Raw genomic sequence first — 5,178 nt, 5'->3', positions numbered from 1 at the left:
CTGCTGGCGGCCGGCGTGCAGCCGGGCCAGCACGTGCTGGTGCTGCTCGAACGCAGCGATGCGCTGGTCTCCACCTTGCTGGCCATCCTCAAGGCCGGTGCCGCCTACGTGCCGGTGGAAGCGAATTGCCCGCCGCAGCGCCTGGCACATATCCTTGCCGACGCCGCGCCCGCGCTGGTAGTCAGCAGCACCGCGCTGGCGCAGCGCCTCCCGGCCGGCGGCCCGCCGCTGCTGCTGGTGGAAGCGGGCGGGGAACTGGCGCAGGGCTTGCCCGATACCGCGCCTGCCGTCAGCGGCATCGATGCGGCAGCGCTGGCCTACGTGATGTATACCTCGGGTTCGACGGGCATGCCCAAGGGCGTGATGGTCGAACACCGCAACATCGTGCGCCTGGCCGTCGACAGCGGTTTCGCGCCGCTGGCCAGCGGCGACCGCGTGGCCCATTGCGCCAACCCCGCGTTCGACGCCGCCACCTGGGAACTGTGGGCGCCGCTGCTGAACGGCGCCTCGGTGCTGGTGCTCGACCACGACACCGTGCTCGATCCCGCCCGCTTCAACCGCGCGCTGGTCGATGGCGGCGTGACGGCCCTGTGGCTGACGGCGGGCCTGTTCCATGAATACGCGGATGCGCTGGAAGAAGCGTTCGGCGGCCTGCGCTGGCTGCTGGCCGGCGGCGACGTGCTCGATCCGCAGGTGGTGGCGCGGGTGATGGGCAAGGCGCATCCGCCGCGCCAGCTGCTCAATGGCTATGGCCCGACGGAGACGACGACGTTTGCCACCACCTATGCCGTGACGGGCGCGCCGCACGAGGCGCGGGCCATTCCCATCGGCCGGCCGATCGGCAACACGCAGGTGTACCTGCTCGATCCGCTGGGCCAGCCCGTGCCGGTGGGCGTGCCGGGCGAACTGCATATCGGCGGCGACGGCGTGGCGCGCGGCTACCTGAACCTGCCGCAACACAGCGCCGAGCGCTTCATCGCCGACCCGTTTTCCCTGCAGCCGGGCGCGCGCCTGTACCGCAGCGGCGACCTGGGCAAGTGGCGCGCCGACGGCACGATCGAATTTGCCGGGCGCAACGACTTCCAGCTGAAGATCCGCGGCTACCGCATCGAGCCGGGCGAGATCGAGACGCGGCTGGCCGCCTGCGCCGGCGTGCGCGAAGCGCTGGTGCTGGCGCGCGAGGACAGCCCCGGCGACAAGCGCCTGGTGGCTTACCTGACGCTGGCCGCGGGCGTCGACGTGGCCGGTTTTGACGTGGCCGGCGTGCGCGAAGCGCTGCGCACCCAGCTGCCCGCCTACATGCTGCCATCGGCCTTTGTCGTGCTGGAACGCTGGCCGCTGAATGCCAACGGCAAGGTGGACCGCCATGCCTTGCCCGACCCGGCCGGCGTGACCGCGCCGGTGACAGCTGCCGTGCCCCTGTCGGCCGAGCAGGAGGTGCTGGCGCAGCTGTGGCGTCCCCTGCTGCGCCTGGCCAGCGTGGCGCCCGACGACAGCTTTTTCGACATCGGCGGCAATTCGCTGCTGGCGACGCGGCTGGTGGCGCGCATCGGCCAGCACTACGCCATCGATTTTCCGCTGCGCGCCGTATTCGACTCGCCGCGGCTGGCGCAGATGGCCGATGCCGTCGCGCTGCAGCTGGCCAGCCAGCATGCGGACGCGCTCGACGAACTTCTCAAACAACTTGACAACCTGAGCGACGAACAGGCCAGCGCGCAATTGCAGCATGCGCCCGCGCCCGCCGGCAGCTCGCCTATCCTGGGATGATGACATGACCGATTTGAACCAACGCCTGGCCGGCCTTTCGCCGGAAAAACGCGCGCTGCTGATGCAGCAGCTGAGCAAGCAGACGGCGCCCGCCGCGCGCAAGGAAATCACGCGCCAGCCACGGCCCGCGCGCATTCCCGTCTCGCATGCGCAGAACCGCCTGTGGTTCCTGGAACAGATGGACCCGAATTCAGCCACCTACAACGTGCCGTCGGCCATGTGGATGCGCGGCCGGCCCGACTGCGCCATCCTGCAGCGCAGCCTCGATGAAATCGTGCGCCGCCATGAAGTGCTGCGCACGGCCATCGTCACCGACGACGTCGGCCCGCAGCAGCACATCCTGCCGCCGGCGCCCGTGCCGCTGCGCCGCGTCAGCCTGGAGCACCTGCCGGTCGCGCAGCGGCGCGAGGAAGCGGCCGCGCTGGCGCAGCAGGAGGCGGGCACGCCGTTCAATTTCAGCACGGGGCCGCTGCTGCGCGCCGTGCTCATCAGCCTGGACGAGGAACAGCACCTGTTCGTCATGAACGGCCACCATATCGCGCTCGACGGCTGGTCCTACACCATCATCTACACGGAACTGTGCCAGCTGTACGACGCCTATTACGCGGGCTTGCCGTCGCCGCTGGCGGACGTGCCGCTGCAGTACGCCGACTACACACTGTGGCAAAACGCCCTGCTTGACGACGAAGGCGAAACCATGCGCAAGCAGTTCGCCTACTGGCAGCAGCGCCTGGTCAGCCATCCGCCCGTACTGGAACTGCCCGGCGACCGCCCGCGCCCGGCGCAGCAAAGCCGGCGCGGCGCGGCCTCCGTGCACCGCCTCGACCCGACCCTGTACGACGGCCTGAAACGCCTGAGCCGCCAGGAAGGCGCGACGCCGTTCATGGTGTTTGCCACCGCCTTCAAGGCGCTGCTGGCGCGCTACACGGGCCAGCTCGACCTCATCATCGGCATGGGCGTGGCCAACCGGCCGCGCCAGGAACTCGAAGCGCTGGTGGGCTTTTTCGCCAATACCCTGGCGCTGCGCACGGACCTGAGCGGCGACCCCACCTTCCGCGAGCTGCTGGCGCGCGTCAAGGATGGCACCCTGGGCGCGTACGCGCACCAGGACATGCCCGTCGAACGCCTGCTCGACGTGCTGAAGATCGACCGTTCGCTGAGCCACTCGCCGCTGTTCCAGGTGATGCTGTTCTTCCAGAACTTCCCGTCCGAGGAAATCCGCCTGCAAGGGCTGGTGCTGTCTCCGATCGAGCCCGGCGTCATTTCGTCCGGCACCTCGCGCGTCGACCTGACCCTGTTCGCCAGCGAGGAAAACAATGGCCTGGCCATGTACATCGAGTACGCGACCGACCTGTTCGACGCGTCCACCATCGCCGCCATGGCAGGCCACCTGCAGCAGCTGCTGCAAAGCGCGCTGGGCGACCCGGACCGCCGCCTGTCCGAACTGGAACTGCTCACGCCCGCCGAGCGCCGCAGCGTGCTGCATGACTGGAACGACACGGCGCGCGCGCTGCCTGCCGGCGGCCCGCTGACGGCGCACGCGCTGTTCGAGGCGCAGGCGGCGCGCACGCCGCAGGCCATCGCGCTGTCGCACCTGGGCCGCGAACTCAGTTATGCGGAACTCGACCAGCGCGCCGATGCGCTGGCGCGCCACCTGCTGGCGCGCGGCGTGCAGCCGGGCGAGCTGGTGGGCCTGTTCGTCAAGCGCTCGCCCGACATGCTGGTGGCGCTGCTGGGCATTCTCAAGGCGGGCGCCGCCTACGTGCCGCTCGACCCGATCTACCCGGCCGAGCGCATCGCCTTCATGCTCGACGATGCGCAGACGCGCTTTGTCGTCACGCAGCGCGCGCTGGCGCCGCTGCTGCCGGCCAGCGGCCCGGCCCTGGTGCTGCTGGAAGAAGCGCGCCTGAACGAAGTGGCGCCGCCGGCGCAGGTGCTGGCCGGCGAGACGGCCTACGTGATCTACACCTCCGGCTCCACCGGCCGTCCCAAGGGCGTGCGCCTGCCGCACAGTGCCGTCGTCAACTTCCTGCTGGCGATGATGGAGCGGCCGGGCATCACGGCCGCCGACCGCCTGTGCGCCGTGACCACGCTGTCGTTCGACATCGCCGTGCTGGAACTGCTGCTGCCGCTGGCCGTGGGCGCGCGCATCGAGATCGCCGACCCGGCCACGGCGGCCGACGGCATGGAGCTGGCGCGATTGCTCGACAGTTCGCAGGCCAGCATGCTGCAAGCGACACCCGCCACCTGGCGCATGCTGCTCGACGCCGGCTGGCAAAGCCGTCCCGGCATGGCCATGCTGTGCGGCGGCGAAGCGCTGAGCCGCGAACTGGCCGACCGCCTGCTGGCCGGTGGCGGCACCTTGTGGAATATGTACGGCCCCACGGAAACGACGATCTGGTCCAGCGTGGAAAAAATCGCCGCGGACGGCGCGCCGATCGCCATCGGCCGCCCCATCGCCAATACGCGCCTGTATGTGGCGGACGCCTTCCTGCAGCCGCTGCCGCCCGGCATTCCGGGCGAACTGCTGATCGGCGGCGCCGGCGTGGCGCAGGGCTACCATGCGCGGCCCGAGCTGACGGCGGAAAAATTCCTCGCCGATCCGCATTCGCCGGAACCGGGCGCGCGCCTGTACCGTACGGGCGACCTGGCGCGCTGGAGCCGCGACGGCAACATGGAAGTGCTGGGCCGCATCGACAACCAGGTCAAGCTGCGCGGCTACCGCATCGAACTGGGCGAGATCGAATCCGTGCTGGCCGAACAGCCGGGCGTGCGCCAGGCCGTCGTCATCTGCCGCGAAGACCGCCCTGGCGACAAGCGCCTGGTGGCCTACCTGCTGTCGCACGCGGACCAGCTGCTGCAGGCAGCCGCCCTGCGCGACGCCATCGCGCCGCAGCTGCCCGACTACATGCTGCCCTCGGCCTACGTGATGCTCGAGCACTTGCCGATGACGCCGAACGGCAAGGTCGACCGCAACGCCCTGCCCGTGCCCGACATTGAGGCGGCCCCCGGCGACAGCTATGTCGCGCCGCGCAACGGCGACGAGGAGCTCCTGTGTGGCCTGTGGCAGGAGGTGCTGGGCCTGGAACGCGTGGGCATCGAGGACAACTTCTTCAAGCTGGGCGGCCACTCGCTGCTGGCCACGCAGCTGGTGATGCGCGCGCAAAAAGCGTTTGGCGGCGAACTCAGCCTGCGCCTGCTGTTCGAGGCGCCCACCGTGGCGGCCTTCGGCGCGGCCCTGATGCGCAACCGCCTCGACAGCGTGGATGCGGGCGACCTGGCCAGCATGCTGGACCAGCTTGAAGGTCTTTCGGACGACAACATCGAAGCGCTGCTGGGCGGCGCACTGGAAAACACATGAGCCAATCCCCGATTCACGACGACCCGCGCCTGGCGCGGCTCACGCCGCAG

The 5,178-nt window shown here is 70.0% G+C and carries 2 protein-coding genes; both read left to right on the top strand.

From position 1 onward, the window contains the following. Positions 1-1,767, top strand: a 1,767-nt coding sequence (locus tag JaAD80_RS28295) for a non-ribosomal peptide synthetase (protein ID WP_146012584.1), incomplete at its 5' end; no start/stop codon positions are given. Between the two features lie 4 nt (positions 1,768-1,771). Next, positions 1,772-5,128, top strand: a complete 3,357-nt coding sequence (locus JaAD80_RS28290) for a non-ribosomal peptide synthetase (protein WP_180979639.1) — start codon at positions 1,772-1,774, stop codon at positions 5,126-5,128. Positions 5,129-5,178 lie beyond the last annotated feature (50 nt).

Origin of the sequence: Janthinobacterium sp. AD80, from assembly GCF_002878455.1 — a bacterium.
Taxonomy (GTDB): domain Bacteria; phylum Pseudomonadota; class Gammaproteobacteria; order Burkholderiales; family Burkholderiaceae_D; genus Janthinobacterium.
Note: the sequence above shows the minus strand (reverse complement) of the source record. Positions and strands in the feature narration are given on the sequence as shown.

Coding starts and splice junctions, on each gene's coding strand:
- JaAD80_RS28290 (WP_180979639.1), top strand. CDS start 1,772: ATGACCGATTTGAACCAACGCCTGGCCGGCCTTTCGCCGGAAAAACGC.